We start from the raw sequence: 26359 nt of genomic DNA on the forward strand, positions 1-26359 counted from the left end.
GGACCCAAACCATGTATGCATTTGACATAGAACGTCCAACGACAGTTGCAGAAGCGGTGAACGCGCTGAAAACGGATGAAGCCCAGCCTCTTGGCGGCGGGCAAACCCTGATCCCCACGCTCAAGGCACGGCTCGCTGCCCCCAGCAAGTTGGTCTCCCTCAGCGCGATTGCGGAAATGATCGGAATATCGCGCGAAGGATCAACGATCCGCATCGGCGGTGCGACGACGCACGGGCAGGTCGCGACAGAGTTGGCTGAGAGCTATCCCGCACTCGGCTATCTTGCCTCCAAGATCGGCGATCCTGCGGTGCGCAACCGCGGGACGATAGGCGGATCGGTGGCCAACAACGATCCCGCAGCCTGCTATCCGGCAGCGTGCCTCGCCTCCGGTGCGACCATCACCACCAACACCCGCGACATCGCGGCGGACGACTTCTTTCTGGGCATGTTCGAAACGGCGTTGGAGGAGGACGAGATTGTGACGGCGGTGACGTTCCCCGTGCCGCAAAAAGCGGACTACCAGAAGTTCGAGCAGCCCGCCTCGCGGTTCCCGCTGGTGGGTGTGTTTGTGGCCAAGCACGACGACGGTGTGCGGGTCGCTGTCACCGGCGCTTCCGAGAGCGGCGTTTTCCGGTGGACCGAAGCAGAGGAGGCGCTGTCGGCGGATTTCTCCGCAGGTGCGCTGGACGGGTTGAGTGTGGACGCAGACGGGATGATCACCGACCTGCACGGCGATGGCGCCTACCGCGCCCATCTGATCAAGGTTCTGACCGGACGGGCCGTTACAGCCTCACGCTAAGCTCGCATGCCTGAACAACACGAAGGCCTCCGCATAATGCGGGGGCTTTTTTATGCAGGGGCCTCGACCCTCGAGACATCGCCTTGATCACTAACAAGCGTGATCCGCCGGATCCCGAATGTCCCCACCGCCGCACGGATATCCTCAAGGCGGGCCATTGTCAGCGCTGTGGAAAACCCGTCCGCCATGGTTGCGGTCGCCGCCTCGACCGAGACTGTAGACCAACGCGGTTTTGCGTGCCCATGCAGGATATGCCCTTGACCGCCCAGCGGAACGGCCTTGGGGCTGGAGGTGGCGATGGCCGACGAGGTGAGCGTGCGCGTGCCGATCATCCCGATTTCGGGGTCACTGATGCCCAGCCTCCACGGCCCGCCGGTGCCTCGAAATTCACCGATATTGACCAGCGTGCGCTCGAGCCCCGCATCCCGCAGCGCCTCGGCCACCAGATCTGTCGCGAACCCTTGGGCGATTCCGTTAAAGGTCAACGCCTGTCCTTCGCCCAACGTAACCGACGCAGCACTATGGCGCACACGCGACCAGTCGATGAGCGCGCGCGCGGCCTCAGGTGGTTGCCCTTCGGCTAATGCGCGCCACAGCGGCTGAACGGTGGGGTCAAATAGCCCGCCGGTTGCTGCGTGAACCTGTGTGCAGGCCTGCATCAACCTGCGAAACATCACATCGGGCGCATCAAGGTGCCCGGTCCGGTTCAACCGCGAGACTGTGGAGGCCGGATCGAACAGGTCGAATTGCGCCATAATTCTGTCCAGCAGAGCTCGGGCGTGTTCCAATGCGGGAATAGCAATGTCGGCAGGGGCGTGCAGGGTTATCTCAACCTCCGCCCCCAGGGCACGACCCTGCCAGCGGTGGATCTGCGCCCGCGCGGGCGTCGCCAGCATGCAGGCGGCCGAGATAGACAAGAAACGCCGACGATTCAGTTTCATTGCGCGGCCACCTTATGCAGTCTGCGCCCGTTCCGCGCCGCCACGATCAGCGGCACGCATTGTTTTGGGTCATCGTGGATCGTGACGCAATCAAGGCATTGGAAACATTCGGAATACTGGATTTCGCCGGTTTTCTTGATGGCTCCGTAGGCGCATTTGACGCGGCACAACTGGCAGGGCGATCCGCATTCCGCCCGCCTGTCGATCCATTTGCGGGTGCGTATCAATCCGCCGATCGCCATGACGGCGCCCAGTGGGCAAATGTAGCGGCAGAACCCTTTGAACACCACCATGGACAGCACCAAAAGCCCCACCGCATAAGCCACATAATACCATTCGCGGACAAAGAACGTGGTCACTGCGGTCTTGAACGGCTCGACTTCGATGGCTTTGTCCAATCGCGCAGGGGCGGTGAACATGATCGCCACAAGTGCGAACAAGACGGCGTATTTGATCCATTTCAGGCGGTCGTCCCACGCATCGGGCACGTCAATCTGGCGGATGCGCAACAGTCTTGCGAGGTGGTGGGCGAACTCTTGCATCGCCCCGAAGGGACACAACCAGCCGCAAAACAGACCTCGCCCCCAGAGCACAAACCCGAGGATCGTGACAGCCCAGATGACAAGCGAGAAGGGATCGTAGAGTAAAAACGCCAGTGATCCGCCCTCGGCCACCGTACGGATCACCCCGAGCGGCGTAACGATCGACAATTGCCCTTGCCCCCACCAGCCGACAAACCCGATGACAAAGGCCAGAATCCCGAGGCGGATCGGTGTGAAATATCTATGCCCGGCCAGGCGGTTCAGGCTAAGGCCCAGCAGTGCGATCAATCCGACAAGAAAGACGGCGAGGATAATCAGATCCGCCGCACGGTTGCGCAACGCATCTACCCACGCAGGCGTCGGTTTGACCGCTTCGAGACGTTTGAAAAACCGCGCGTCCGTGCTGTGGGTGATGTCTACCGAGGCTGAACCGATTTCGGGTTTGAACATGCCATGCTCGCGCAGCGCCTTGATCCGCAGTGTCCATTCCGCAGTAGGATCGAACCCCAGCCGCCTGTCCGTGCGCAGGATCAGGGCAGCACTGTCGTGCAGTTCGTCGGGCAGGGCGTCATTCAGCTCAATGTAGATGTCGGCATCTCGCAGGGCTATCGGAAAACCGCCTTGTTCCGCGCTGATCAGATCGGGTGAGGTGTTGCGGATGAATTCATCGGTGACCAACCCGTGCCGTGCCGTCTCGATTACAAGAATGGGTTCGTCGCTGGTGGAGATACCCATAAACCCCTTCAGTTCAGCGAGGCTGCCGGGAGACAGCACCGCGCGGGCGATCGAGGGCGGGCCTATGTCCACAACCCAAAGATCGAGGAAGGTGCCGTCGGGATTGTCTCTTGCTTCCGGATCATCGTCGGCCCAGATCGTCCCTGCAAATTCAGCGTTTATCTCCGCATTCGACACGCGGTGACGGGTGACCAGTCCTTGTCTGACCAGATCCTCCCAGTCCAATGGCTCATCATAGGTAAGGTCCGGATAGGCGGGCGGACCTGTCGAGACGCCGCTCATCTTTTCGCGTGCGACCTTCAGCGTCGCGGCCAGCACGCTTTCATGGGCGATGCGCACGGAGGCGGTCGCTTTGGTGACGCCGTCAAGATAGACCAGCGCGGATCCGTCAGTTCCCGCGCCATAAGGCGTCCCGACCACCAGACTTTCGGTAATCGAATGGCCACGATATTGCTCGAAGAACTTGTGGAACGGTGCCTGTCCCAGCCCTGAGACAAAGATCGGCTCGTTGTGGGAGATCAGTTTGACGTCGAGAAAACGAGCTTCAAGGTCAAGGACCACCAGCACGTTGATAGGCGCACCGGAAAAGCCGGGCAGCGGTGCCATCGGCTCAGTCTCGAACACAAATCCTGCCTCGGCACCGCCCGAGTTCAGAAGCTGCCACACGCCTTCATCGTTGATCCTCTCGCCCAGCGACATCGGCGGAACGATGTAGGGCTCCAACGTCTCTCGATCCAGCGGCTGGGCGGCCAGCGCAATGCACGACACCAGCCATAAAGTGACCGCACCAAGCACGATGTGTAATATCCAGTGGCGTTGCATTGATCGAGATTAGAAGCAGGTGGAAAAATGCTCTATGCGACTATGGTAGGGCTTCGCTATTTCGCCTTGGGATTGGCGCGGGATTTGTGCATGGTAATTGCTATGCCTGACCACAACCCTCACCCCTCATTGCCGGTCGTGGTGATATCACTTTTCGGGCTGTATTTGATCTGGGTCCTTGCGGCATGGGTAACAAGTGATGGTGCGGTCCTTCCCGGCCCTGCCGAGGTCTGGCGCGTCGGCTTGCTCGAGGGCCGATCGGGTGAGTTGCAGCGGCACATCTGGGCAACGCTCAAGCGGGTTGCCATGGCCTTCGCGCTTGCGATGGTTTTTGGCACGGTGGCGGGGCTGTTGTTGGGGTTCTATCCGTATCTCAACCGCTGGTTCGGGCCATGGCTGATCGTGCTTTTGAATATTCCCGCATTGGTTGTTATCGTTTTGTGCTACCTCTGGATCGGTCTGAACGAGGTTGCTGCGGTTACTGCTGTCGCCCTCAATAAAATGGCGATGGTGGCTGTGACCTTGCGCGAAGGGGTGCAGGCCCTGGACCCTAAACTTGGCGAAATGGCACGTGTCTTCCGGATGCGGCCCATACAGCGCCTTCGCCATGTGACACTACCCCAGCTTTGGCCCTATTTTGCTGCCAGCACGCGCAACGGGTTGGCGATTATTTGGAAAATTGTGCTCGTGGTCGAGTTTCTGGGCCGCAGCGATGGCATCGGGTTTCAGATCCACCTCTATTTCCAGCTGTTCGAGACGCGCTATGTTCTCGCCTATGCGCTGAGTTTTGTGTTTCTGATGTTGGCGCTCGAATACGGAGCGCTGCAAACCTTGGAGCGACGCGCAACACGCTGGCGTAGCGCGTCCTGGGTCTGATCTCCCAAAGTTCAGTTGGCGTTAAGTTGCGCCGCGGTAGGGTCCCAGTGAGCTGCCACCGGTTTCTTAATAGCACCTTCGTCGGACGGCTCTTGTGACCCGTGAAGAGTTCTTGGCTATATAAAATGGTGCATCAGTGCGGCTTGAGCATTGGAGGCTCTGGCTCGTTTGCGTGATTGATTATTCGGCTTGTTTTTGATTTTGCCAGCGGCGCTGGCGGATTTTCAGTTTCTTGATCTTCTCCCTTTCCCTGAGAATGGCTTTGTCTCGCCCGAAGTAAACGTCTGCGGGTGTGACGTTGTGCGGGCTCTCGTGATAACGATCACGGTACTTGCGGTGAACCTGCTCGGCGGCGTCTTTCGACGTCTGGGGTTTCTTTATCATCTCGATCTCCTAATCGATAAGATGAACCAGAAATCCTCCCTTTTTCAAATCCTCAAATCTGTCCCGTGGGTGCTGACGTCATACAATTTTCCGCTGCGTTGCAGCTCATTTCACCGAAGCGGATGGTGTGGATAGCTCCTGCTCCAACCGGCGTCGCAATGCGCCATACTGCAGTTGTTATTGACTGCTTTTGAGAGGAGCTACCCAATGCAGGTTACAACAGTCGTCCTCGATTTGGCCAAGAATATCTTTCAGGTTCACGGAGTGACTGAGAATGGCGAAGTCGCTTTCAACCAAGCTTTGCGGCGCGCGCAGTTGTTCGCATTCTTTGAGAAACTCCCACCCTGTCTGGTTGGCATGGAGGCTTGCGGTTCCAGTCATTATTGGGCCCGACAGCTAAGTAAGTTGGGCCATGATGTGCGCCTGATCCCAGCGATGTATGTGAAGCCCTATGTGAAACGGGGCAAATCCGACGCGGTTGATGCCGCTGCTATCTGCGAGGCAGTGACCCGTCCAATAATGCGGTTTGTCGCGATTAAGTCAGAAGAGCAACAGGGCGTTCTCTTCCTCCACCGAGCCCGTGATCTGATCGTCCGGCAGAGAACCCAACTAAGTAATATGCTGCGTGGCTTGCTGGGCGAATTTGGTATCGTAATTGTGCAGGGGATCGGCAGCGCGATCAAGTTTGCAAAGGGTGTGCTGGATGGCGACAAGCCAGGCATTCCAGAAGTTGCCATCGATGTGCTCGACAATCTGAGCAACCAACTTGTTGCCCTGCATCTCCGCGTGCGGCGGTATGAAATGCGTATAAGGCTTCAAGCCAAGCAGGACCTCCGCGTGACGTTACTTCGGTCGATCCCCGGCGTTGGTCCAGTGACCGCGTCAGCAATTGTCGCAACAGCAGGAGATGCCAGTCAGTTCAAGAACGGTCGCGAATTTGCCGCCTGGCTGGGGCTGACGCCGCTTAACCGATCAAGTGGTGGCAAAGAAAAACTTGGGCTTATCACAAAGATGGGGGATCGATATATCAGACGCCTGCTGGTCACTGGTATAACTTCTCGGCTGAGGCAGATGAAAACACATCCCGAACGCGTTGATCCGTGGTCCCGAGCATTGCTTGACCGCAAACCTACCCGCCTTGCCACCGTGGCAATGGCAAACAAGACAGCGCGGATTATCTGGGCCGTTTTGAGCAAGAACGAGTACTACAGACCGCACACGATCTAAACTGAGGAGAACAGAACACACGAGACAGCAAGACCATTGAAATGATGGAGCACAGTCAGCCCGTCAGCCAAGAAACCCCGTCGAATGTCAGTGGCTTCACTTGTCCGCAGACCGGTTTGGGACTTGGTTTGCGGAAACCATCCACTGCCCGGCAGGGCATTGCACAGCAATGTCCCGAGAGGGAGGGCCAGCGGCCGCGTGCGCCGCGCAAACAGGCCGGACACACGTCTGCTTCTGACCAGTGCCAAAATCAGCTTCAAATATGTCTTGCTTTGCAGCAGCTATCCACACAGGACATTGAACTCCGCTGCGCCTTACGGAATTCATACTGCTCTTTCGCTGTACAGCCCGTGAACATCTAAAATGCGCGACCAAAAAGAACATTCGTTATAGTTGCGCCAACTACTGGTTCAAAGGCCAGAAATGGATCATGCAGTAAATCGTAACAGCGTGATAGTTCGCATTGGAGCCCACTCTCAAACCTGACAAGCATCATCCTGGGTCGCTCTAACCCGCGCCGGTGTCTGCCCTGTCCAGGCACGAAACGCGCGATGGAAAGCATTGGTGTCGCGGTAGGCCAGCAGGCTGGCGACCTGTTTGACCGGCATGTCGCTATTGCGCAGGTATCTCAGCGCGAGAGATTTTCGCGTGTCGGTCAGAATGCCCTGAAACGTTACGCCCTCTGCTTGTAGTTCCCGCAGTAGCCCCGTGCGACTTCTTGACAGGCGTTCGCAAATATAGGCGATCGACGGGTCGCCGTCGCCAATGGCCCCGATCAAACAGGCACGGACGCGTTCTTGCATGCTGGTTGCCGTCGTGGCTTGCGCGAGCTGAAGGTCCTGCTCAACCGACGTCCAAAGCGCCGTATTTTCGGACACGAGAGACAGGCGCGCATCGTCAACAGCATAGATAACTTCTGGGTCACCTGTCTCTGGCATGGCACCAAACACGCCTGCCAATTCTTGTCGTTTTTCGATTGATCCTTGGAACTTCACCATTTCGGGCACAAGGCGTCGCGCGGTACACGAACACGCCTTCTCGTGAAGAAAGACGAGGATACCTGGTCCGAGGCACGCGGGGAAATCAAAGTTCTGATGCAAGAGCCGGATTGCGATACGCAAGCGACCTTTGTCATTTTTGACCGTTAGTGCAATTGGCCCAAAGATTGTTTTAAACTTTCCAAACCGTTCAAAACCACTGGCAAAACCTTTGCGGTTGTGGCAGGATTTTTTTTCCGCCTGGCTGTCACCGCCTGCCCAACCTACCAAGTCTTGAAAGCTGTGCCAGCATTCGGGCGCCTGATCCGTTTGCGTCACCCGGACGAGCCGCAGTTGGCCCTCCAGCAGTATTTGGTCGGCTCGGCAAGGCTTGCACGCCAAAGAATTGTCGCGCTCGAAGGGCTGCGTATTCAGCCCCAGTTGCGCCACCGATGGCATAGCGATTGTAAACTTGTTTGCTACCTGCAAGCCCTCTGGCGAAGGCATAGCTTCCCCCGAACCCGGCCGAGAGTGCTGGCATCATGATGTTTCCGGAAATCGCCCGAACCAAGAAAGGTGTTGCTATGATGAAACCCTTTGCCATCAGCACCATCATGAAAAATGGGAGAAGGGCCCCTATGTTCGAGGCCCCCTCTGGGTCACCAAGCTTAGCAAGAAGCGCACGAGAGACACCTGTGATCGTTGCGAACACGCCTGCGACGATGATCGGATACATCGCGAAAGAAACAAGTGCCGAAAGCCAGCGCGCGAAATAATCCTTGGTCACCTCGAAAAGGGTCAAGAAGATCATCACTGGCGCAATGCCAATTAGCAGAGCGATCATGAGCCGGGACGCCACAACAATGAACGCCGCCAACCCGCCAAGAATCGAGAGCAGCAGAATCCCAAGTGTGTCAAGCAAGGCACCCGCCATCCAGTTCAGCTCAGATCCCGCAGCATTCAGATAGTCCCCGAGCGCTGCAATTAGGTCGTCAAATTCCTCTGCAAAGGTACCGGACGGGCCAGGTGATCCGCCGCCGACAGAAGCCACAAGGGCCCCGGCAATGCTGTCGATTCCGTTCAGTATCGCTGAGGCAAGCGCATTGAACTGGACCCAGTTGGCTGCGAAGACCCCTATCAGTCCGACCTTCACGGCCAGCCAAAATGCAGTTCGGCCGTCCATGGCGCGATACTGGTAGATCATGTTGATGAAGACAAGAATGACAACCAGTGTTGTGCCCAGAACCAGCAACGTGCCGACCGTTGCTGCGACCGCACCAAACTGAGTTTCGGCAGCGGTATTGAGATAGCCATCGGCCGTTTCCACGAAGTAGGTGACAACACTCATGGTGACCTACCAGTTCCCGGCGGCTTCGCAGATTGGTATGGCTTCGCGTCGAAGCTCATTTGCTTGGTGCCGGTATGCGGAAGTCGCTTCCACGATGTCCCAGTATTCAGATGAGGCGTAGCGCTCGGTGTAGACGCGTACGGCGACCTCCCAAGTCGGATACCGTACGGGACAGTCACAGCTTTGCGCGTCAACGATGCGTTTCATGCTTTCAGCTCGGTAGATCTGTTGGATCAAGAGGCGCTTGTAGGACTCGCGCACATCGATGTTCTGCATCCACTCCGGCTCGGGTGACTGTTCTGGGCAAACATCTGGACGGTTGTCGAGCGTCGGGATCAGGTTCCGCTCGGCCACACCAGCGGTTGCGCCGAGAACGACGAGCAGGCCTACAGTCGCAACGACCCGCATCATTCTGAACCTGCCTTCTTTCTTAAAGATTCTCGCTTCAGGAACGTGGTGTAGCCGTAGTCACCTGCTTCAGCTGTAATGACTTCCCACCCCTCGGCGCCGCGCGCATTCAAGGCGCTTCGCATCGCGTCGTAGTCCTTTTGCTTTTTCACCTGAAAGGACAGGATATCGTATTCGAAGGTCTTCATTGGGAAGTTCCAATCTCAGTTGCGCCGGGCAGGTAGAATTCGGTGATGCCGCGTTTGCCGTCATGGCGACCGGCCTGGATGATCACATCGATGGAGTTCTCGATGTACTGGATCATGTCGGCATAGGTCATCGGGATTTCTGTCTTGAGGGCCGCGATCGCAAGCCGCTGCACGGCCAGTTGCGGGGTTTCGGCATGGAGCGTGGTCATGGAGCCGCCATGGCCGGTGTTGATCGCTTCCAGAAAGGTCATGGCCTCTTTGCCACGCACCTCGCCGAGGATGATCCGGTCGGGGCGCATGCGGAGCGTGGCGGTGAGAAGAACATCGGCGGTCTGGAATTCTGCGTCGCGATTGGCGAGGAGGGTCACGGTATTGGGCTGGGTCGGCAGAAGCTCGGCGGCTTCTTCGATGGTGACGATCCGTTCCTCGGCCGGTACGTGAGAGAGGATCTTGCGCGCGGCCACGGTCTTGCCGGTGGAGGTGCCGCCCGAGACGATCATGTTGAGTTTGTTCTCGACGCAGAAGGCCAGCGCATCATCTATCACACCTGCGGCCACCACGGCGCGCAAGGCGCGCTTTTTTTCGACACGCAGGTCTTCGAGCTTGCGCTCCTGGCCGTAAAGAAAATCGAGCGCAATGCCATCGAGAGGCAGGCTTGAGAAGAACCGCAGGCTGATCGACATGGCCGAGAGCACGGCGGGTGGGGTGATGACCTGCGCTCGGATCGGGCGCCCCTTGTAGGTGATCGATACCGAGACGATGGGGCGGTCCTTGCTCATCGTGGTATTGGCCGAGGAGGCGATCTGGTTGCCGAGGTCCCTGACCTGAACGCCCGTAAGCCTCTGGTCCAGCGCGCGCATGAAGTGATCGCCCTGGAACTCGCCCCAACAGGTCCCGTCGGGGTTGATACAAATCTCGATGACATCGTCGCGGTTGGCGGCGTCGATCCGGTCGAGCGATGTTTCAAGATAGCTCAGCGACATGGGCTCAGAATATTTCCAGATCGCGATCGACCATGACCGTGACGCGTGCGCCTTGGTCGACATAGATGACGGGGCCGATGGAGAGGTAATCACCAATGACGCTGTCCGTGGCATCTGCCAGATCATCGCCAACGTCTTCGAGAACGTCGGCTGTTCCCTCGTCTTCCACATTTGATGCAGCTGCATTGGGTGCAGCGGAAATTAGCGAGATCAGGGCGGCCGACCCGAAACGCTCGGCGAAGCGCGTGTCCACGAAACCGTTGACACCGGAACGGCCCAGTTCATCACCCCCGAAGGAGCTGATCTGGACGGTCTGGTTGTCGGGCATGATGATCCGGTCCCAGGCGATCGTCACGCGGCGCTGCGCGATATCGACGCCGGCGCGGTAGCGCCCGATGAGACGGGATCCGCGCGGGATCAGGAGGCGCGTGCCATCGACGCTGTAGACATCCTCGGACACCACGGCACGGGTCTGGCCGGGCAGTGAGCTGTCGAGGGCAGTTTCCATGACGGCCTGGATCATGGTGCCCTGAATGATGGTGTTGGAGGGATTGGCGATCACCTCGGCCTGCGTCACGGTGGCGGGCAACGCACCGTTCAGCACGAAATCCGTCACCTCGCCAAAGTTGCGTTCGGTCAGAGCCGTTTCATTCGCTCCGGAGGCGCCGCCAAAGGCGATGGTGGGCGAGGCGATCCGGCGTTCCTGGAACGCACGCTCTTCGGCCGCGCGGCGTTCGAGATCCGCCAGTCGCCGTGCCTCTTCCTCGCGGCGGAGCCGTTCCTCTTCCCGTGCGCGCAGCTCATCTTCCGTGGGGCCCGTTGGGGCAGGTTGCGGTCGGCTTGCCTCGAGTTGGGCCAATTCCAGATCCATGCGGAGTTGTTCAAGACTTCGATCCCGGGCTGTCAGTTCGTCCTGGAACCGCTGCTGTGCGGCTTCCGATGCAGCTTGCAGCGCCGCGATCTGAGTGGTCAGCGCGTCGATCGCCTCTGCGGCGGCGGTGTCTTCCTCGACAACTGGTCCAGGGGCGTTGCGCAATTCCTCGATCTGAGCCTGCAGGGCCGTGATCTGCGCCAGAAGCTCAGCGTTATGCTCGACTGGATCGGGTCCGACGAACACAACCTCGGGCTCGGGCGGGGGCAAGGTCTCGATGGCGCCAAAGCCGTCCCCCTCGTTTTGGAAGACGTCCGGGGTGGCCGTCGGCAAGGCTTCCTCTTCGTCGGGCTGTGAGAGGAGATAAAGCAGGGCACCACCCGCGCCGATGACGAGGACCACGATCAGCGCGAGAAGGGGCGACCGGCGCTGCGCCGCCGTGGGGGCGCGGGCACTGCCTTTCTCAAGGGCGGCGAGGCGCTTTTCCAGCTCGGTGTTCTCAGTATCGCTCATGAGGCGGCCTCCGCGGGCGGGATCGCCTCGATGCAGACCACCTCTTCGCCAAGTCGCAGGACCCATTGGCGGTTTACGCCGTTGACGCGGATCACGCCGTCCTCAGGGGTTTGCGTGTTAACCGTGCGTTCACGGCCGCCCGCATAGCGGAAGATCGCTGGCACAGGTGCGTTTCTCGGAAAGGCGAAATACGTGAACGTCCCGTCATCCCAGATGCGCGTTGGCGTGAACTCGGTCCGCGCGCTGGCGCCGTAATTGTAGTTAGGTGCTTGGGCGGCGATGGCCCGGGTCGGGCGCGCAGCGTCGTCCGGATAGCGGAACTGCACCACGTAGAAGGTCGGGCTACGGACCTCCTCGACGTTGAAATAGTAGCTTCGCCTGTTCGTGTAGACGGTCACGTTGGTATGGACACCGCGCGCGACGGGCTTGATCGCAAATGCCTCCCCGCCCGGCACGCCATCGATCTCGAAGCCCTCCGTGTCGCCCGCGATAATCGAGCGGATGCTTTCACCCTCACCGAATTCGACCGTGGTTACATGGGTGAGCGAAACACTCAGGCGATAGACCTGGCCCTCCTGGTAGGTGGCCAAGCGCACCCGATTGTCGTTGGGACCGCCACGCGGGATGGCTTCGGCAGCGACCAACCCCGGCAACAAAACGATAAGGACAACAAATGCAATTCGTACGGGAAACAAGATCAGTTCTCCAATCTGTCGGAGCGGATGGAATATTCGAGGACGGTGAAGCCGAATGGATTGGTCCAGACCTCATCGATGGAGCGGCGGGTCTCCGGGCGGAACTCGAAGAGAAGCGTCGCAGTGAAGAGGCCGGTCTGGGTGCCGTTAATGGACGTCAGGCGCTTGCGCAGGCGCACGGTGGCGCGGTTGGATCCGATCCGGTTGATGCTGAGGATTTCCACGTCGAGCCGGGCATTGGGGCCATAGACCGTCGGCGGGTAATTCTCGTTGGCGCTGTTCCAGATCTGGCGCAGCCCGCTCTCGGCAGCTCCGTCCGAGCGGCGCAGGACGCTGCGGATGCGCAGATCGTTGTCCAGCTGGTTATAGACCTCCCGGTCGGTCACATAGCGGAACACCTCCGCCTCGATGATCGCCTGGTTGGCGGTCACCGAGGAGGCGCCCACCGAGGCTTCGGGGAGTGCAAAGCCGGTAGCGGGATCATAGGGGACAACGACGGGGGGCGGGTCGACATCGAGGATCGAGACAGCCGCGGCACTCAGACAGCCGATGATACCGAAGACAAGGCCCATCAGGCCAAGGCGTTGCCAGAGCCGTTCGCGGCGCAGGGCACCGTAGACCAGTTCTTCCTCGATGATTTCTTGTTCAGTCGCCACCCGTCATGCCCCCGCGATCGGATTGGCGTTCCAAAATAAGAGGAATCGGTTCTTCGCTGCCTCTCGCTGCGCTCGAACGCGAAAACCGATCTTTGATTTTGTGGATCAATTTCGAAACGCCTTAGTCGGCCCGGAGGTCCGGCAAGGTGAAATCCATGAAGCGCTGTTCTTCGGCGATGGTGGCGGCATCGATCACGCCGCCCGTGCCGTCGCTCACGGTCTGCACCGCTTCGAGTTGCCACATGGCGACCAACGCAATGGCGAGCTCCGCGGTCACGCGCGTGTTGAGATCGATGCTTTCCTTTAGTTCGTCCATGTCGTCGATGAGTCCGACAAGGCGGTCGACCCGCTCGAGCGATTGGCCGGCATCCTCATAGCTGTTCTGGGCCGCCGCCGAGACAAGGGCACCGGTGGTGGCCTGCGTCGCCACGCGGTTGGCCCCGGGATTGCCGCTCGTGGCCATTTCCGAGAGGGTGTCATCGTCAAATCCGAGATCGGCCAGCACCCGATCCATCTGGGTTTCGATTTCGCCTGCGCCGGAGCCCGAGAGGCCCGAGAAATCCCCAGTCTTGATCGCCTCAATCGTGGCGAGGATGTCCCCGAACTCTTGGTCGAGCAGACCGTTCAACTCGTCTTCCATTTCCGTGCGGATGATTTCTGGAAGCTCGGCGAGGCGGGTGAGGGCCTCGTAGGTTCTTTGCAGCTCCGCGAGTTGATCCGTGAGAAGGCCGAGCTGTTCACGGAGCTGCGTCAGCTGCTCGTTTTGCAGAATCTCGTCTTCGATCATCTGCCGCAGCTGCTGGATGTTTTGCGCGATGTTCTGCGTGTCGACGACCGGTACACCTTGTGCTGCGGCAGGGGGTAGGGCGCTGAACTGCAAGCCAACGCCAAGTGTCGTGGCCAAAGCTGTCCTCAAGAGCAGATGTCCCATCATTCAATCTCCCTGATCGTAAAATCCATGAACGCGCTTTCGGCCATGCGAGCGCTGGCCTGGGCCAGCTCCTCGGCAGAAAGGACGCGGGTGCGTGCCGCCTGAAGCCGGATGCGTGCAGCGACGAGGCGCACGAGTTCGGCGCGGGCATAGGTGTTGAGTGCGATGCTTTCCTGCACGTCTTCAGTCTCGGAAATCCGTTCGACGATGTCGGAAATGCGCAGGGCGGCTTGGCGGATCGCGGCGGGTGAGTTGCTGCCATAAAAGGCCGCCCCATGACCCGTGAGCGAGAGGTTGGCATTGGCGAGAAGCGCGGGGTCGATCGTGCCAAGCGCTTCGATCCCGCCGATACGGGTCAGATAGAGATTGTAGCGTTCAGGGATCACCTGGACGTAGTGCTGGGTCTCGCGGAAAGGTGGCACGCCGCCATACTCGAAAACCCGGCCGGGTCCGGCGTTATAGGCCGCGAGGGCGTTGATGATGTTGCCATCGAATGTGTTGAGCTGGGTCGCGAGATAGCGCGCGCCGCCATGCACCTGAAGGTAGGGGCTGTCGTAATATTCCGGGTTGATGCCCAGATCGCTGGCCGTGCCCGGCATGATCTGGGTGAGACCATAGGCGCCGACGGGAGACCGTGCCCCAATCGTAAACCGGCTTTCCTGCCAGATCAGCGCTTGCAGCAGCGCGCGCCATTGGACGGGGGAGAGTCCTGCGCGTCCAACACCCGCAAAGCCGCTGGTCTCCTGGGCAACGCGGATGATGAGCTGCTCGATGTTCTCGGCGGCGTCGCCGAACATCTGCGCACCGCCGGGATTGGGATCGATCTCGCCCGTGCCATAGACGGCTTCCACGGCGCGGTCGGGATCCCCGCTGCCGCTTTCCAGCCCCGAGACCATAGCCGGCAAGCCCTGACCGCCGAAGCTGGTCTGGGCATCAAGGATGCGTTGCAGGGTTTCCAGCTGCTCCCGTTCGATCTCGGCAATGAGTTCGCGCACGGCAAGCTTGTTCGACTGAACGGCCAAGTCAGCCTCGCGATCGCCGGTCTCGACGATGTCACGCGCGGTCAGCCCACTGTCATTGGTCGGCACGCCTTGGGCGAAGCCGAGACCGGGCAGCAAGCAAAATGCGAGGATATGAGGCAGGCTAGACTTCAATGTCGCCCTCCGGCGCATCGAGAGGCGTGAAGGTGCAATCAGGCGCGACAGGGGCTGTCGAGGCTAGGAAGGTGAAGCAATTGGCCTGCGGTTCCTGGTACTGGGCGCAGGAGGCTAAAGCGCCGAGCGCAGCCAAAGCGACAAGAATACGGATCATGAAAGCCTCCAAAAATCTGGGCGGGTGCGGTAATCGGCGCCGACAAGCGCTTCGCCCTTTTCCATGCCACCAAGGATGGTGAGATTGGGCCCAAGGGCGCTCAGATCGGCATCGACGACGATTGAGCCCTGATCGTCGCGGATCAGTGCGAGGCGGCTGTTGCTGCCCGTGTTGAGAAGGACGTCGAGCTCCTTCTCCGTGAGGTTCAGCATGGCGTAATCCGCAGGCTGCGCGCGGATATTGGGGAGCAGGATCTGCGTCGGAACGGCTTCGACGATGGTCTTGCCGGTCCGGGTGCGCTCAAGCTGGCTCGCGTATTGCGTCATCATCACCGCGACGGTGTTCTGCTTGCGCGCGGTCACCAGCCAGTTCGACAGCCGTTCGGCGAAATACGCGTTATCGAGGGCCTTCCAGGCCTCGTCGATCACGATGATGGTGGGGCGGCGATCCTCGATCTCGCGCTCGACCCGGCGGAAAAGATAGGACAGGACCGCCATCCGCTCCTTGTCGGCCTCGCTGTCGAGAATGCCAGTCAGATCGAAGCCCACGACATCGCCCTTGAGCGAGAACGTGTCCTCGAGGCTCTGCCCGAAGATCCAGCCGTAGCGGCCGTCTTCGGTCCACTCGAGCAAGCGCTGATGCAGATCGCCGCCATCATCGGTGGAGACGAACAGCGATGCGAAATCCCGCCAGTTCCGCAGGGCCGGATTGGTGGCCTGGGCATTCTGGCGCACGACCTCCTGGATGCGGTTGGTCTGCGCCGGGGTCAGGGGTTTGTCAGCGCGGTAGAGCAGGGTGGCAAGCCAGTCCGAGAGCCAGGCGGTCCCCCGCGCATCGGTCTCGGTCCAGAGCGGGTTGAGGCCCGTGGGCTGACCGGCGTTCAGGGACGCGTAGCGCCCGCCATTGGCGCGGACCGCCATCTCCATACCAAGACGATAATCGAAGACGAAGATCCGCGCCCCTGCGCGACGGGCTTGGGTCATCAGGAAGGCGGACAGCACCGATTTGCCCGACCCGGGCCGCCCCATGATCAGGGTATGGCCGCTGGTCGGTTCTTTGTCGGGCGATCCCTGCTCGTGATAGGAAAACCGATAGGCGCTCTGCTCGGGCGTGGGCAAATAGGTGATGACCCGGCCCCATGGGGTAAGTGCTGCGGGTTTGCCGAGCTGCGTTCGGTGGAAGGCCGCGAAGTCCGCGAAGTTGCGATTGGTGACGGCGCTCGCGCGGACGCGCTTTGGCTGGTTGCCGGGGTGCTGGCTGAGGTAATGCGCCTTGGCCGCGACCCGCTCGCCAATCATCTTCACGCCTTCGGTTGCGGCTGCGTTCACGATCTCGGCGCTCAGCGTCTGCAGATCTTCAAGCGTGTCGCAAAAGAGCGTCACGACCATATGATGCTCGCCGAAGCTTTGGCGCTTGGCCTCGAGATCATCGGCGGCGATGTCGAGGGCTTCCAGGAGCGAGAGGGCTGCGTCCTGGCTCGCCTGCATCTGGCGCTTTTGCCGTTTGATACGGCCCGCCATGAGGTTCGAATTGATCGGCGTGAAGGAATGGGTGACAATCATGTCGACCGGCAGGTTCAGCATGTCGAACATGGTGCAGGAGGTGCCTTCGGAATATTCTCCGATGGTGAAGCTCTTGCCGTAGCGGTGGCCCACGACGCCCTCGGAAAGCTCGAAATGGTCGCCGTGAAACGTCACGCGGGTATTGGCGACGTTGAAGGACAAAAAGCCGTAGGTGTTCGCTGGGTAGAGCGGCAGCTCTGTTCCGGTGTTGAGCGCGCCCAAAAAGCCCACCAACTCTCCCGATCTGGCTGACAGCAGGCGCGGCTTGAGCTCGGTGAGCCCCGAGAGGAAGACGTTCACGGCCTCACCGAGGCGCTGCAGGCGTTTGCGGGTCTCCTCCTTCAGTCGGTCCGGCGCGCTGCGGCTCAGGAACGGCAGGAGACTTTTCGGAGGCGGGCGGTGAATGACGGTGAGCGTCAGTGTTTTGTCGCGGAGCCCGCTGGTCTCGAGTTTCGCGCGCCAGCGCCGGTCCACCTCGCCTGCGAAGCTGTCCTCACGGATCGGGTCGAGATCAGGTTTGGTGGCCTTGGAGACCTTGTGGACGTAATAGCTGAATTCCGGCCCGAGCTGCGCGACGATGCGGGCAAGGAGCGCCGTCACCTTGTCGAGATAGGCATCGTCCGTCGTGTAGCTGTTGATCCCCTCGAGCCGAATGCAGCGGAAGAGTTCGTTCACCCGGGTCCGCACGGTCTGGTCGTCGACGAGGCTCACATAGGGCAGCATATGCGCAAGCCGGGTCTCGCGCGCATACCAGTCCGGCGTCATTGTGCGGGCATCGAGCGCAGCATCACGGGGCATAGCTGTCCCCGCCATGGATGCTGCGGTTCCGGGTCGGCGGCGTCTCCTGCAGCGCCGTCATCATCACGTCGATGAAACGCGGGTCCCAATCCGCGGCCTTCCACAGCACCGGATAGAGAAGGGTGGCCACGCCCAGCACCGCGATGTGCTGGACCCAGACGAACAAGAGTACCGAACCGAAGAGCCAGACCATCGCGTACATGATGGGCAGGCCCAGAAGCTTCGGCGGGCGCACGAGGCCGAGAAAGAGAGGCGCGCGCTCAGCCACCGGCAAAGACCGCGGCAACGATGGTGGGGGCGGCGGCAACACCGGCGATGCCCACGAGGACCCAGAGCGCCTGGCGCAGATCGATGATGTTGAAGAACCAGCTGAGAAAGACCCCGAGAACGGCCAGCGTCGCGATGACAACGCCAAGTGGGCCGGTCAGCGCATCGACGATGCCCTGTAACAGGCTCTGGATCGGGGAGAGATCAATGCTCTGGGCGAGGGCGGGTTCGGCAATCAGCAGGAATAGCGCCAGCGAGGCGACAAAGAGGTTTGAAATCCAACTTGTTTGGAAAAAGCGGAATCGCCAATGCACTGCCGCGCTGCGCGCTCTCGTGACATTGCCGATAAGTGTTTTGAGGAATGATTTCCAAAAAGGTTGGGACATCATGAATTTGATCCTTCCAATCGGGCCACGACAGTCATGACGCGGGCCACGTGGTTCTGGGTTTCTCGGTAGGGGGGAATGCCGCCGTACTGGCGGACCGCACCGGGTCCGGCGTTGTAGGCTGCAAGGGCAAGGCGTGGATCGCCGAACGTGTCCAACATCATCGCGAGGTAGCGGGCGGCCCCGTCGAGGTTCTGCAGCGGGTCGCGTGGGTCAACGCCGAGATCACGGGCAGTGGCGGGCATCAGCTGGCCAAGGCCAATGGCACCTGCACTTGAAATCGCATCCTGCCGATAGGCGCTCTCAACCTCGATATTGGCTCGATAGAGAGCCAGCCAATCCGTCACGGAAAGCCCCGCGCGACGCAGGCCGGGATGGCCGGCATAGCGCAAGGCCGTGGTCTGAAGCCCGGAGAGGACATCGGCGCGGGGCAGGGGAGTCGGGCGGGCAAGGGCCGCGACTTGGACGCCCTCTTGCTCGGCCTCTACCTCGCCGAAGATCGCGATCCCATCGGAGGCTGAACCCTGACCGATGCCGTCATTGTAGTTCCGCGCAAAGCTGTTCTGAGACTGCGACGGGGTCAGAGAGCCGTCGCTCTCCATGACCAGGACCATTTGCGCTGAGGCTGGCGAGGCGACCAGCAAGAGACAGACGAGGCTAGGTGTCAGCGCCCTTGTCTGATGGCGCTTTGTCTGGCGGGGCGAGTTTGTGCGTACGGCTTGTCCCCGCCTCAAGCGGCAGATCGACATGCGCAAAGCCAAGGCCAATGAAGAATGACACCACGCCGGAGATCGTCTTGAACTCGCGGATCTTGATATCGTTGTAGGTCGTCCGCGTGCGGGCGGTGACGAGGAGCTTTTCCACGCCATCATCAGAGACAACGCGCATGATCCAGACCCCGTAATAGCTGGGGCCTTTCTTATGAGCCGACTCCTGGCACAGGATTTCTGCGCTATAGCCGCTTTCCACGAGCTCGCGGAACCTGGCTTCCGTAACCACATTTGGTGCTTCGATGTCCCAGTTCATGGCCCGGCTCACGCTTTCTCCAATGGCGCGACCCCAGGCATTCCCACTTGAAGCCCAGAGTTACGATAGTATACTATCAACCGCAAGTTATATTACGGCAGATACAGATGTATTTCGATTACACAGACTCTAGGCATGGCCCTTGGTGTCTATCAAGGAGATAAAAGGTTTTACAAACCTTAGGTTGAGGAAGGTGCTAGCAATGCGAGTGCTGATCGCTCTTGTGCTCGCTCCGGTCGCAAGCCATGCCGAGGCTTGCGTCCCTCCGACCCGTCCCTTCCTTCCGAGCGATTCGCAGGCGGTGCGGGACTATGCGGACATCATCCGTGGCGACTTCGAAGGTTACATCCAGGATATCCAGAGCTACTTCCGTTGCCTCGACAGCGAACGCGCTCGCGCTTTCGAAGAAGCGCGGGAAGTGAGCGAGGATTATGGCCGGTTTCTTCAATTGGTAGGGGATTGATGAGCAACCTCGGGAGCATCAGACGTGTAGCCCATGGAAACCAGACAACGATAACATCCTCAAGTATCTACTTTTTAGATAACAGATTTCATCCGCTAGCGACGTCACAAAAGGTATGTGACGCGTGGCGAAAACAATCAGAAGCAAGGGACAAGTGGCACTCTGCCGGGCGTTGGTCGACGCGCGTGTCAAAGCGGGCCTTGGTCAGAAAGACTTGGCGGATAGGCTCAGATGCCACCAATCCCTTATTGCCCGTCTTGAAAGCGGTCAGCGCCGGGTCGACGTTGTCGAGCTGGTCGTCCTGGCGCGCGCCATCGGCTTTGACCCGTTCGAGGTTCTGGCGATCGTTGAAACCGCCACGGAGCCCGACCACAGGATTTGAAGCCAATGAATTGTTGAGAACACGGAAACCCATTTTCCCGGTCTGATGATCATTCCCTCTTCGAGGACCAGTTAGCCAACATTAACGAAGCCCGGCGCGCGGTCGTAGTGAACGCTCTGCAAACCCACGCCGCAATTCGCAGCGCCATAGTGCAGGAAGTCAGTAAACAGTGAACGATGATAAGGGTGAGGGCGTCGCGATCGCCAATCTGATCGGGACCGATGGGTGCAGTGTTGTTGGTTGGGTTTATCGCTGGAGTACAGGCTCACATGCGGTGATGTGGGACGTCCAAGGGCCCCAGCCGGTATCGGAAACCCGGCCGGATATAAGTGACGAACAGAAGCAAGAAATCGACTTCGATGCGCTGACGATGATCGGAAGAAGCGACGACAGGTGAACAGAGCGAACCCGCAGTGTTTGCCGAAACGCCAAACAGCATGTGGACCGCGACGCGTATGCGGTGCGGTCGTACACGCCAAAGAAGCCGTCTTCCGAGACAAATCTACGTGGCGGCAGGTCAGTAGTTCACCTGCTCGAACCCGTAGTTGCCCTCATAGTCACGCCAATCGACGAAGACGGATCGGTGATAAATGCCAGGGCAATGCTCGCCCCAGCGTTCAAGACCTACGTGAGCCGAAGGAAGGGCAGTGACGGAAGACCTCTGCCAAGTGAAATCGCCTTGGGTCCCGTAAGTGCCGAGGACCACGGTCGCGCTTCGGTTACAGTCCCCATCGCGCCCGGACTCGTGCTGTCGCGCATACCGTACATCAAAGACGCGAATGGATCGGACAAAATTGAACTCCGGACCGCTGATATCGATGTCCGCCCGATCCTCGACGAGGCGAAGCACGAAGTCTGCCGGAATGGCATCCGTTCCGGTTTCTGAAGAGGGCCAAACGGCATTTTTTGATCTTGCTTGGACGGCAACATCATCGCCTGGAAACGATTGGCGGGGCGAATAGTCCTCGCCTTGAAGAAAGGCTTCGAAGATTCGGTCTACATTGCTCGGATGCCGTTCGGTCTCATAAGATGCGCCCATGGGACAGCGCCAAATCTGCAGTGGTGGCTCCACAGGCCAAGGCGTGATGCGACGGATAAACTCGGCACGGGCACGGCTGCAGGGCACGGAAGCGGGCCAACCGCCGGACAGGCAGAGAAGGATTGCGCAGTCGATTGGATAGGTTTGTGCTTTTGTGGTGCTCGGCAGCACACCGGTTACCAAAGCCGTTACAGCGGTTAGGCATAGAGACAGTCGTCTAAGTTGAAAGCGCATGGTAGGGGACCCTTTGTCGGACACCACCTTACCTTCAATAATATACTATTGCAACGCAAAGTGTATTACGCGCATAATCAAGGTTATGTGAAATACGACTGTAAATTTACAGTAAGTGTTCGAATAATCGCTATCGACCACGCGACAAGATGTAGAAGCCGAGCAATCAATCTGTGTCAAAAGAAACTCCTTGAAGCTCTAGTTGGTAGAGGTTCTATCGTACATCAAACGCCGTTTCTCGTGTCACGGCATTCGCCAGACAAAGCTGGAAGAGTATAGTATGCTGACTAGACGACATTTCGTGATGACCACCGCCGCCCTCTTTTCTGCCCCGGTTGCCAGCCCGGTGCTGGCAAATACCTGGCCGACCGAAGCGCAGAAGGTTGCCTGGGACGCACAGGTGACGCCGCCCGGCTTTGACCCGGCAACCTCGAACCCCTGGGGCTTACATCCGCGGTTTCTCCCGACCCGGGTGGCCGCGAAAGACGGGCTGACACCGGGCGACATTCATGTCGATGCGGTTGCGCGCTACCTTTATCACATCGAGGAGGGCGGGACTGCCATGCGCTATGGCGTCGCCATAGCTCGTGGTGATCTGTACGAACCAGGTACATACACGATCAAGCGCAAAGTCAGATGGCCGCATTGGCAGCCGACGCAGAACATGATCGACCGCGACCCAGAACTCTACGCTGATATCGCCGACGGTATGGAGCCCGGACCTAAGAATGCGCTTGGGTCGCGAGCTCTCTATCTCTTTCTGGGCGACCGGGATACTTATCTCCGCATTCACGGTACGCCACAGCCGAGAAGCATTGGCGGTCGTGCGAGTTCCGGCTGCGTCAGAATGGTCATGGCGCACATAAACGAGCTTTATCCCAACGTCGATATTGGTTCGACGGCTTTCCTCTACTCGGCCGAGGACAGTGTCACTGCGGGAAGCTGAGGCCGTGTACCAAAGCACCATCGGTCAGGGAAAGTGACGGGAGTTTATCCTAGCCGTGGAGCACTTCGGATTACTGAACCCTGCTAGGCCGCTGGCGCGGTACAAATCGGATTTCCGCGAGGGGTTCGGAGCGGCACCAGGGTCGCTTCCACGGGACCGTTGTGCAGATACCAGTAGCAGCCGTCTTCCGGCAAAAGGCGCGCGGACTGAAGATCCTGACCCGTTGCGGCCATAGCGACGACTGCCTCCGGCAGTGGTCTGTTTTGTGCAGTGTCGGGCCCGCCAGGAATAGAAGCGGAACACGCTCCCAACAAAAACGCTGCTGGGAGAAGTAAGCCAAGATGAATTCGCATATTTAAAATTTCCGCCCTTAGAACAACTTAACCTGAGTACCGACCTCGGCTAATCCAAACAACTCTTCGATATGTTCGTTGTAGAGGCCGATGCAGCCGTTCGACGATTGTCGACCGATCTTGCGCGTGTCACCTGTGCCGTGAACGCGGTAGTACTGCCATGACAGATAAAGGGCGTGTGTTCCAAGGGGATTGTCGGGGCCAGGGCCAACGAAATCCGGCCATTCGGGATTGCGCTCCTTCATCGACGGCGTAGGTCGCCAGCTCGGGCCATCCACCTTGCGAACGATTTCGGTGTAACCGCGCCGCGTCAACTCCTCCGTAAGAGGGACGCTGGAGGGGTAAAGCTTGTAGACGTTTTCGTCTTCCGACCAGAACTGCACCGCGCGGGAGTCAATGTCGCAGAGAATCGCGCCATTCCGCAGGCTGTCAAAATGATCTTGCCAGGACGCAACCCTAAACCCGGAAATATTGCTTCGCACCGCCGGTGTCGCCAGACCCTCGTTTGTCTGTGCCACTCCCCTGCCGGTTCCGAGAACCAAACCGCTTGCGGCGGCCCCCAGGAGCGCAGCCCTGCGCGTGACTGACATGTCGTTCGCTCGTTTCATCATGAAAACCTCAAATTTTATCTGTTTGGACTATTCTCGGACCTCCACCCACTAGAGCTTCAACAGGCTGCCACTCACAAAGCCGTGAGATCAGCTGTCCTTATGCTGTCAGAGAAACCTGCGGGTTGTGCGGAGGTAGCCTCGGTATGGGTCCCCGTAGCGATCAATCAACCAGCGCTCTTCAGCGAAGGGCGCGAGTGCCAATGCAGTAACGCCGGTGATAATCACTGGCCACGCGAGGATCGAGGCGGAGAGCAGTCCGATCCCGATGAGGATCGCCATGTCAGCCACATACTGAGGATTGCGGGAGAACCGGTAAAGGCCACGGGTCCGCAGAACGCCTTCATCACCACTCGTCGCCGCCATCCCAAGTTGCATCACACCGGACCAGACAACGGCATTGCCCAGAACGATCAGACAAAGCCCTAGACCCCAACGTATGATCCATCGGAAGTCGAGCTCACCCCATTCTAGCAGAGCCAAAACGATGGCAGATCCGAAGCCGACGCACGTAAATCCCCAGACGACAATCTTGTGGGCTCCTGTAGAGTGAATCGGCGGCCAGACACGTCGCTCCGGTTGGAACATGGACCAGAGTATACCCGCGACCAGCAACAGATTGGCCGCACAACCCAGCACGAGAACCACGGTTTTGAGGTCACCCATGACCATACCTGTCTGCGTCCCGATGTTTGGTCGCTGAGCGTTCAAACTCCAGCGTTGAGTGGTCGATCCCGAATTCCTCGTCGAGGCGGGTCTTGATTGCCGTCTTGATGTTTTCGAGGTCATCCCAGCGGTCCTCGGCGATTACGACGTGGGTATCGAGCGCCGCACGATGCTCCTGCATCTGCCAGAAATGTGCGTGATGAACTTCCTCGACTCCGTCCACGTCCTCCACGGCCGCGATAACCTTGTCCGTGTCGATATCGGGCGGGCTTCCCAACATCAGGGTGCGGATCGGGCCACCGATCTCGCTGAAGGCAAGCCAGAGGATATAGGCGGCAATCCCGATGGTGATCGCCGGATCAACCCAGCGGACATCGTAGAGAAGGATGAGAACGCCACCGACGATCACGGCCACAGACGCCAGCGCATCGCTGAGGTTGTGGAGGAACAGCGCCCGGATGTTCACGCTGCCTTTCTGCATCGAATAGGTCAGCCACGCGGTGAGAGTATCGATGAACAGCGCCACACTGCCCAGGATGACCACGGTCCAACCCGCGACTTCGGGCGGATCAACAAACCGCATCGCGCCCTCATAGACCAGATAAAGGCCGATGATGATCAGCGAGGTATAATTGATAAGCGCGGCGACGATCTCGACCCTGCCATATCCGAAGGTCATTTTCGCATCGGCCGGGCGGCGCGCGATCTTGCGCGCGCCGAATGCGATGACGAGCGACGCCATGTCGGAGAAGTTGTGGATGGCATCCGCGATCAGCGCGAGGCTGCCGGATAGTATCCCGCCGACAATCTGCGCGACCGTCAGGAGGCCGTTTGCCCAGATGGCAATGGCAACCCGCCGGTCGCCTTCTTTAGGCTCCATATGGGCATGATCATGCGGCACGAGAAGCCTCCTCATGGCCGTGGTTTGGCCGGCTGAGCCCTGGAACGCTTGGCAAACGACCAGCGCGGATCGCCCTGACGCGGGCATTCATCCAATGGCGAATGAGGTGCCGATAGATCCAGTCGCGCAGGGGGCCAAACGCCTGACGATGGTGCTCATAAAACATGTCAGGATTATCGAATGTTCCAAAATCGCGGGCGATGCCGGTCTTTTGGATATATGTACTCTCCCCCGTCCATCCGACTGGCAGTGCGCTCAAGCAGTCGGTCCCGGCACCGTAGCCGCATAGGGACCGTGTCTCGGGAAACGACCGCTTCAGGGCCAACAGGAAGGATCTGTCGAGGATGAAGCCCTCAAGATCGACCCATCCTGCCTCGGTCTCGACCTCGATCCATGAGTGGAGGATTTCTGCGGGTGCGATCGGATAGATCAGTTCAGGCACGACGCCCCGTTGCAACGCTTTGTGGATTGTGAAGCCGTGCAAGCGGCATCTTACGCCGACAGCGCGTAGAAGCGCCATCAGCAGCGTTCCCTTCGTGTTGCATTGTCCATACCTGTCGTCGAGTACTTCAGAGGCAGGAATGTCGTCGGCGCGGTTATAGCCAAAGTCGATCTCGTTTCGCACGAAGTCGTAGATTGCACCAATTCGATCATGCAACGGCAAGGTTCCCCACCCCCGGTCGGCGATCAGAGCGGCAAGTGAAGGACGCCTGAAATCCAAGAGTGGCGTCGACGAAAGCAGCGGGTCAACAGGGGTCATGAGCGTTTCCTAGAATCAACTATACAGAGATGATAGTTTCTACAGTCACTGTAGCTTCAACCTTTATCTTGTCGCGACGCGAGAGACTATTCTGGTTGGTGATTGTGAACTGCCTTGTGATGCTCGTCATGCGCGTCCCGCAGGATGCCTATGCCGCCCCACGCCGCGATGCCAGCCACCGCGACCCCGACAACGAGGTCGGGCCAGTTGCTGCCCAACCACCAAACGAGACCGCCCGCGATCAGGATGCCGCCGTTCGATGCGAAATCGTTGAGGCTGAAGGTGTTGGCGGCCCGGATGTTCACGTCCGGTTCCTTCAGTCGCCCGAGCAGCCAGATGCAGGCGAGGTTGACGACCGCAGCGATCAGCGACATTGCGATCATCAGAGTTCCGAGCGGTTCGGAACCGCCGACATAGCGCCGCCAAGCGTCAATCAGAATGCCAACCGCAAAGATCAGAAGCAATCCGCCGGATACGTTCGCGGCACCCCGCTTCCACTTCGACGACCGGGACAAGGCCAGAAGGCTGATGCCATAGACGAGGCTGTCGGATGTGTTGTCGAGACCATTGGCGATCAGGGCGCTGGAATCGCCGATAGCTCCCGTGGCGAAGAACCCCGCAGCGATTGCGAGATTGAGACCGAGAACAATCCAGAGCGTCTGACGCTCTTTTTCATTCTTCCCGCTGAATTCGCTTTCGACCATCGAACTGGCAAACCTTCCGATTTCTAAGAAAGGGGGCAGAAACGCCCTCTTCGGAT

The 26359-nt window shown here is 59.3% G+C and carries 31 protein-coding genes and 1 pseudogene; 7 read left to right on the plus strand and 25 right to left on the minus strand.

What is annotated here, in order from left to right:
* The first annotated feature begins 11 nt into the window (after positions 1-11).
* Positions 12-800 carry a xanthine dehydrogenase family protein subunit M gene (locus tag AADW22_RS15855; protein ID WP_037941691.1) on the plus strand — a complete coding sequence of 263 codons (789 nt, stop codon included), beginning with the start codon at positions 12-14 and terminating at the stop codon, positions 798-800.
* A 50-nt stretch (positions 801-850) separates the two neighbouring features.
* Here the strand turns inward: AADW22_RS15855 and AADW22_RS15860 are convergent, their stop codons facing one another.
* Positions 851-1741 carry an FAD:protein FMN transferase gene (locus AADW22_RS15860; RefSeq protein WP_407474661.1) on the minus strand — a complete coding sequence of 297 codons (891 nt, stop codon included), beginning with the start codon at positions 1739-1741 and terminating at the stop codon, positions 851-853.
* Positions 1738-3840 carry a 4Fe-4S binding protein gene (locus AADW22_RS15865; protein ID WP_093733170.1) on the minus strand — a complete coding sequence of 701 codons (2103 nt, stop codon included), beginning with the start codon at positions 3838-3840 and terminating at the stop codon, positions 1738-1740. The genes AADW22_RS15860 and AADW22_RS15865 overlap by 4 nt, the downstream gene beginning before the upstream one ends.
* A gap of 102 nt (positions 3841-3942) precedes the next feature.
* Between AADW22_RS15865 and AADW22_RS15870 the strand changes: the two genes are divergently transcribed.
* Positions 3943-4716: an ABC transporter permease gene (locus AADW22_RS15870; RefSeq protein ID WP_093733205.1), complete on the plus strand. Its 774-nt coding sequence runs from the start codon at positions 3943-3945 to the stop codon at positions 4714-4716.
* Between the two features lie 180 nt (positions 4717-4896).
* Here AADW22_RS15870 and AADW22_RS15875 read toward each other — a convergent pair.
* Positions 4897-5037: pseudogene (locus AADW22_RS15875) on the minus strand (IS3 family transposase); the annotation flags it as partial.
* Positions 5038-5307: 270 nt separating this feature from the next.
* Here AADW22_RS15875 and AADW22_RS15880 point away from each other — a divergent pair.
* Positions 5308-6327, plus strand: coding sequence for an IS110 family transposase (locus AADW22_RS15880; RefSeq protein ID WP_407474662.1), 1020 nt, complete (start codon positions 5308-5310; stop codon positions 6325-6327).
* A gap of 476 nt (positions 6328-6803) precedes the next feature.
* On the opposite strand, the gene AADW22_RS15885 is transcribed toward AADW22_RS15880, so the two are convergent.
* From AADW22_RS15885 to AADW22_RS15960, 16 genes are all read right to left on the minus strand, one after another.
* Complete coding sequence (locus AADW22_RS15885; RefSeq protein ID WP_093733172.1) at positions 6804-7595, minus strand: helix-turn-helix transcriptional regulator; 792 nt, start codon at positions 7593-7595, stop codon at positions 6804-6806.
* Positions 7573-8652: a type IV secretion system protein gene (locus AADW22_RS15890; protein ID WP_407474663.1), complete on the minus strand. Its 1080-nt coding sequence runs from the start codon at positions 8650-8652 to the stop codon at positions 7573-7575. Before AADW22_RS15890 ends, AADW22_RS15885 begins: the two co-directional genes overlap by 23 nt.
* Before the next feature lie 6 nt (positions 8653-8658).
* The gene (locus tag AADW22_RS15895; RefSeq protein WP_093733174.1) at positions 8659-9063 is read right to left on the minus strand and encodes a hypothetical protein; all 405 of its coding nucleotides are present in this window, start codon (positions 9061-9063) and stop codon (positions 8659-8661) included.
* Entirely contained in the window at positions 9060-9248 is a 189-nt protein-coding gene (locus tag AADW22_RS15900) for a hypothetical protein (protein WP_093733175.1), read from the minus strand. The genes AADW22_RS15895 and AADW22_RS15900 overlap by 4 nt, the downstream gene beginning before the upstream one ends.
* Positions 9245-10231: an ATPase, T2SS/T4P/T4SS family gene (locus tag AADW22_RS15905; RefSeq protein WP_093733176.1), complete on the minus strand. Its 987-nt coding sequence runs from the start codon at positions 10229-10231 to the stop codon at positions 9245-9247. Before AADW22_RS15905 ends, AADW22_RS15900 begins: the two co-directional genes overlap by 4 nt.
* A 4-nt stretch (positions 10232-10235) precedes the next feature.
* The gene (locus AADW22_RS15910) at positions 10236-11615 is read right to left on the minus strand and encodes a TrbI/VirB10 family protein (protein WP_093733177.1); all 1380 of its coding nucleotides are present in this window, start codon (positions 11613-11615) and stop codon (positions 10236-10238) included.
* Entirely contained in the window at positions 11612-12310 is a 699-nt protein-coding gene (locus AADW22_RS15915) for a TrbG/VirB9 family P-type conjugative transfer protein (RefSeq protein WP_208596044.1), read from the minus strand. Before AADW22_RS15915 ends, AADW22_RS15910 begins: the two co-directional genes overlap by 4 nt.
* 2 nt (positions 12311-12312) lie before the next feature.
* Positions 12313-12966, minus strand: coding sequence for a VirB8/TrbF family protein (locus AADW22_RS15920; protein ID WP_027238608.1), 654 nt, complete (start codon positions 12964-12966; stop codon positions 12313-12315).
* A gap of 121 nt (positions 12967-13087) precedes the next feature.
* Positions 13088-13897 (minus strand): type IV secretion system protein, encoded by an 810-nt coding sequence (locus AADW22_RS15925; protein WP_407474695.1) that lies wholly within the window; start codon positions 13895-13897, stop codon positions 13088-13090.
* The gene (locus tag AADW22_RS15930) at positions 13897-15051 is read right to left on the minus strand and encodes a lytic transglycosylase domain-containing protein (RefSeq protein WP_407474664.1); all 1155 of its coding nucleotides are present in this window, start codon (positions 15049-15051) and stop codon (positions 13897-13899) included. Before AADW22_RS15930 ends, AADW22_RS15925 begins: the two co-directional genes overlap by 1 nt.
* Complete coding sequence (locus AADW22_RS15935; protein ID WP_278924350.1) at positions 15041-15208, minus strand: hypothetical protein; 168 nt, start codon at positions 15206-15208, stop codon at positions 15041-15043. Before AADW22_RS15935 ends, AADW22_RS15930 begins: the two co-directional genes overlap by 11 nt.
* On the minus strand, positions 15205-17568 hold the full coding sequence (locus AADW22_RS15940; protein WP_407474665.1) for a type IV secretion system protein B4: 2364 nt from the start codon (positions 17566-17568) through the stop codon (positions 15205-15207). The genes AADW22_RS15935 and AADW22_RS15940 overlap by 4 nt, the downstream gene beginning before the upstream one ends.
* Positions 17558-17836 carry a type IV secretion system protein VirB3 gene (locus tag AADW22_RS15945; RefSeq protein WP_166195157.1) on the minus strand — a complete coding sequence of 93 codons (279 nt, stop codon included), beginning with the start codon at positions 17834-17836 and terminating at the stop codon, positions 17558-17560. Before AADW22_RS15945 ends, AADW22_RS15940 begins: the two co-directional genes overlap by 11 nt.
* A complete protein-coding gene (locus AADW22_RS15950) occupies positions 17829-18113 on the minus strand; it encodes a TrbC/VirB2 family protein (RefSeq protein ID WP_027246639.1) in 285 nt (94 codons plus the stop codon). The genes AADW22_RS15945 and AADW22_RS15950 overlap by 8 nt, the downstream gene beginning before the upstream one ends.
* Before the next feature lie 107 nt (positions 18114-18220).
* A complete protein-coding gene (locus AADW22_RS15955) occupies positions 18221-18835 on the minus strand; it encodes a lytic transglycosylase domain-containing protein (protein WP_407474666.1) in 615 nt (204 codons plus the stop codon).
* Between the two features lie 43 nt (positions 18836-18878).
* The gene (locus tag AADW22_RS15960; protein ID WP_407474667.1) at positions 18879-19247 is read right to left on the minus strand and encodes a hypothetical protein; all 369 of its coding nucleotides are present in this window, start codon (positions 19245-19247) and stop codon (positions 18879-18881) included.
* Positions 19248-19449: 202 nt separating this feature from the next.
* On the opposite strand from AADW22_RS15960, the gene AADW22_RS15965 reads away from it, so the two are divergent.
* From AADW22_RS15965 to AADW22_RS15975, 3 genes are all read left to right on the plus strand, one after another.
* Positions 19450-19710: a hypothetical protein gene (locus AADW22_RS15965; RefSeq protein ID WP_407474668.1), complete on the plus strand. Its 261-nt coding sequence runs from the start codon at positions 19450-19452 to the stop codon at positions 19708-19710.
* A gap of 124 nt (positions 19711-19834) precedes the next feature.
* Positions 19835-20092 carry a helix-turn-helix transcriptional regulator gene (locus AADW22_RS15970; RefSeq protein WP_093733185.1) on the plus strand — a complete coding sequence of 86 codons (258 nt, stop codon included), beginning with the start codon at positions 19835-19837 and terminating at the stop codon, positions 20090-20092.
* Between the two features lie 169 nt (positions 20093-20261).
* Positions 20262-20489: a hypothetical protein gene (locus AADW22_RS15975; RefSeq protein ID WP_348158631.1), complete on the plus strand. Its 228-nt coding sequence runs from the start codon at positions 20262-20264 to the stop codon at positions 20487-20489.
* Between the two features lie 120 nt (positions 20490-20609).
* Here AADW22_RS15975 and AADW22_RS15980 read toward each other — a convergent pair whose 3' ends face one another.
* Positions 20610-21365 (minus strand): hypothetical protein, encoded by a 756-nt coding sequence (locus AADW22_RS15980; RefSeq protein WP_407474669.1) that lies wholly within the window; start codon positions 21363-21365, stop codon positions 20610-20612.
* 280 nt (positions 21366-21645) lie between these two features.
* On the opposite strand from AADW22_RS15980, the gene AADW22_RS15985 reads away from it, so the two are divergent.
* Positions 21646-22311, plus strand: coding sequence for a L,D-transpeptidase (locus AADW22_RS15985; protein WP_047997964.1), 666 nt, complete (start codon positions 21646-21648; stop codon positions 22309-22311).
* A gap of 370 nt (positions 22312-22681) precedes the next feature.
* Here the strand turns inward: AADW22_RS15985 and AADW22_RS15990 are convergent, their stop codons facing one another.
* From AADW22_RS15990 to AADW22_RS16010, 5 genes are all read right to left on the minus strand, one after another.
* The gene (locus AADW22_RS15990; protein WP_407474670.1) at positions 22682-23272 is read right to left on the minus strand and encodes a L,D-transpeptidase; all 591 of its coding nucleotides are present in this window, start codon (positions 23270-23272) and stop codon (positions 22682-22684) included.
* Positions 23273-23380: 108 nt separating this feature from the next.
* Positions 23381-23938, minus strand: coding sequence for a methyltransferase family protein (locus AADW22_RS15995; RefSeq protein ID WP_407474671.1), 558 nt, complete (start codon positions 23936-23938; stop codon positions 23381-23383).
* Positions 23931-24839 (minus strand): cation diffusion facilitator family transporter, encoded by a 909-nt coding sequence (locus AADW22_RS16000; RefSeq protein WP_007121394.1) that lies wholly within the window; start codon positions 24837-24839, stop codon positions 23931-23933. Before AADW22_RS16000 ends, AADW22_RS15995 begins: the two co-directional genes overlap by 8 nt.
* Entirely contained in the window at positions 24829-25599 is a 771-nt protein-coding gene (locus AADW22_RS16005) for a transglutaminase family protein (RefSeq protein WP_407474672.1), read from the minus strand. Before AADW22_RS16005 ends, AADW22_RS16000 begins: the two co-directional genes overlap by 11 nt.
* A gap of 86 nt (positions 25600-25685) precedes the next feature.
* Positions 25686-26303, minus strand: coding sequence for a cation transporter (locus AADW22_RS16010; protein WP_024099354.1), 618 nt, complete (start codon positions 26301-26303; stop codon positions 25686-25688).
* Positions 26304-26359 lie beyond the last annotated feature (56 nt).

Origin of the sequence: Sulfitobacter sp. PM12 (assembly GCF_045586035.1) — a bacterium.
GTDB lineage: Bacteria > Pseudomonadota > Alphaproteobacteria > Rhodobacterales > Rhodobacteraceae > Sulfitobacter > Sulfitobacter pontiacus.